Here is a 1,604-nt window from a genome sequence, read left to right as displayed (position 1 = left end):
GCCGTACCTGCGCATGAAAGATTTGCAAGGACCGTTGTAGCGATTCCCGGACCGGCGCCGGCATCACGCCGGCGCACGCCGTCCGGAACAGGAGGTGCGATGCAGAACGCGGAATCGAATTCAACCCCGCAACAGCAGCAGGAACAGATCGCGAAGAGTCCGGTGAAGACCCCGGCAGCCGGCGACATGCCCGACGCGGCGACCCAGGCCGCCGAGGTCGCCGAGGTGGCGAAGCGGCCGCTGACGCCCGAGGCGGTCGCGGCGAAAACGCCGACCGGCCTGCCGCCGATCGACGTCGGCGCGCATGCGGTCGACAGCGGCGATCCCGTGCGTCGCGCGGCCGGCCGGATCGTCACGCTCGACAACGCGAACATGGCGATGACCGACAACACGGTCGACGTCGACGGCAAGGGCATGGAGGCGCGCACCGGCGCGTCGGAACTGCAGGACAACGTGATCTACTCGAACGCGTCGCTCGACGATGCGGTCGATACGCCCGACGAGGGGCTCGGCGGGATCGAGAGCCGGCCGGGCGGCAACATGCCGCAGATCGCGACGCGGCCGGGCTGGCGCGTGCGGCATGTCGGCGATGTCGACGTCGAGCACGGCGACGGTGCGCGCGCCGAGCACGTGATCTGCCTCGAGCGGATCGACTGATACCGCCGGATACCGTTACCCGGCGTGGGGCGGCCGGTGCACTCGCACCGGCCGCCACGATTCGCGCCTTTACTGCGGCCCGAGTTCCTGCGCGGACGTATCGGCGTCGTTGCCTTGCGCAACCAGCACGTGGATATCGTTCGGCGTCACGTCGCCGACCCCGCCCGACGGAATCGTCAGCAGCAGCCAGTCGGCGTTGTTGTTGATGGTGACCGGCGCGGTCTTGAGGATCGGCGTCTTGCTGCCGGCCGTCGTGACGATCACCTGGTAGCTGCCGCCGTTCAGGTAGATCGAATCCTGCGTCGAGGCCGGCACCGCGTTCTGGTAGGCCGCGCCCGCGAGCGTCGGGCTTTGCGTCGTGATGTCGGTGCCGGGCGGGACGACGTACATGTCGATGTTCTGCGCGTTCGGCGATGCATTGAAGCTGCGCACGCGCGCCTTGTCCGACAGCAGGCCCTTGTCGTACGGATCGTCGATCACGGAGATCAGCGACGTCGTGCTCGGCAGCGCGATCGTCGTGTAGTGATGGCCGTTCGCCGCGCTGAACGATTGCGACGCGATGGTCGAGGTCGTGCCCGAGATGTCGTAGCTCGCGGTCTGCGTGCCCGAGTCGACGTCGTGATAGCGCGTCACGCCCTTGTACGCGACACCCGACTGGTCGATCTTGGCGTTCAGGTAGTAGTCGAGGTTCGGGCCGGCCGGCACCGCGTTGATGAAGCGCGCCTGCGGCTTCGAGATGCCGAGCTCGGTGCCGACGTCGTTGCCGTCGCCGCCACATGCCGCGAGTACGGAAATGATGGAGCACAGGGCCGCTATCGTTCGTATTGATTTCATGTTGTCCTCTCGTTCAGGGGAACCTGTTTGCGATGCAGGATCGCCACGCGAAGGTCGCGTGGTGAGCAACGCCGGTTGCGGGAAGGATGCTGTCCGCCGGATCGGCGGGCGCG

The 1,604-nt window shown here is 67.4% G+C and carries 2 protein-coding genes; one reads left to right on the top strand and one right to left on the bottom strand.

From position 1 onward, the window contains the following. Nucleotides 1-99: 99 nt before the first annotated feature. Nucleotides 100-657 (top strand): DUF3005 domain-containing protein, encoded by a 558-nt coding sequence (locus ABY44_RS00025; protein ID WP_060173203.1) that lies wholly within the window; start codon nucleotides 100-102, stop codon nucleotides 655-657. 69 nt (nucleotides 658-726) lie between these two features. On the opposite strand, the gene ABY44_RS00020 is transcribed toward ABY44_RS00025, so the two are convergent. After that, nucleotides 727-1,491 (bottom strand): DUF4397 domain-containing protein, encoded by a 765-nt coding sequence (locus ABY44_RS00020; RefSeq protein WP_060173204.1) that lies wholly within the window; start codon nucleotides 1,489-1,491, stop codon nucleotides 727-729. Nucleotides 1,492-1,604 lie beyond the last annotated feature (113 nt).

Origin of the sequence: Burkholderia sp. ZZQ-2, from assembly GCF_050768715.1 — a bacterium.
Lineage (GTDB): Bacteria > Pseudomonadota > Gammaproteobacteria > Burkholderiales > Burkholderiaceae > Burkholderia > Burkholderia cepacia.
The sequence above is the reverse complement of the archived record's forward strand: the minus strand, read 5'-3'. Positions and strand labels throughout refer to the sequence as shown.